The organism is Mitsuaria sp. TWR114, from assembly GCF_007997345.1.
Genome location: NZ_VOSR01001049.1, coordinates 1 through 715 on the forward strand (window position 1 = coordinate 1; position 715 = coordinate 715).

Genomic DNA, 715 nt, shown 5'->3' on the forward strand with positions numbered 1-715 from the left:
GGGCATCACCGCGCTGGTCGTCGGCCTGCAGCCGCTGGTGACCGCACTGGGCGCGCGCGCCTTCCTCGGCGAGCGCATCGATCGCCTGCAATGGCTGGGACTGGCGATGGGCTTTCTCGGCGTCGGGCTGGTCGTGGCGCAGAAGGTGGCCGCGGTCGCCGGCGGCGCGCTGGTGACGATGCTGCTGCCCGCCGTGGTCGCGCTGGTCGGCATCACCGCCGGCACGCTCTACCAGAAGAAGTTCTGTCCCTCCTTCGACCTGCGCACCGGCTCGATCATCCAGTTCGTGCCCAGCCTGCTGGTGACCGCCGCGATCGCGGTCGCGACCGAGACGATGCAGGTGCGCTGGACCGGGCAGTTCATCTTCGCGCTGGGCTGGCTGGTGGTGGTGCTGTCGCTGGGCGCGGTCAGCCTGCTGAACCTGCTGATCCGCCGCGGCAGCGCGGTCAACGTCGCGAGCCTCTTCTACCTGACGCCGCCGACCACCGCGCTGATCGCCTGGGCCCTGTTCGGCGAGACGCTGAGCGGGCTGGCGATGGCCGGCATGGCGCTGGTCGCGATCGGCGTGTGGCTCGCGCGCAGGACCCGCTGAAGCAGCCGGCGGCGGGTTGATCGACAGCACCACGCCCGCTGCATTTGCGGCAAGGAAAAAGGCGACCGGTGGGTCGCCTGCGGGGTGGGTGATGACAGCGGAATCAGTTGCGGTCGGCGCGCG

1 protein-coding gene is annotated in these 715 nt (G+C 70.8%); it reads left to right on the plus strand.

Translation table 11 applies throughout. The annotated features are described in order from the left end of the window. The coding region (locus FUT87_RS27210) for a DMT family transporter (RefSeq protein ID WP_147242994.1) at positions 1-592 on the plus strand (592 nt) is incomplete at its 5' end. Between the last annotated feature and the right edge of the window lie 123 nt (positions 593-715).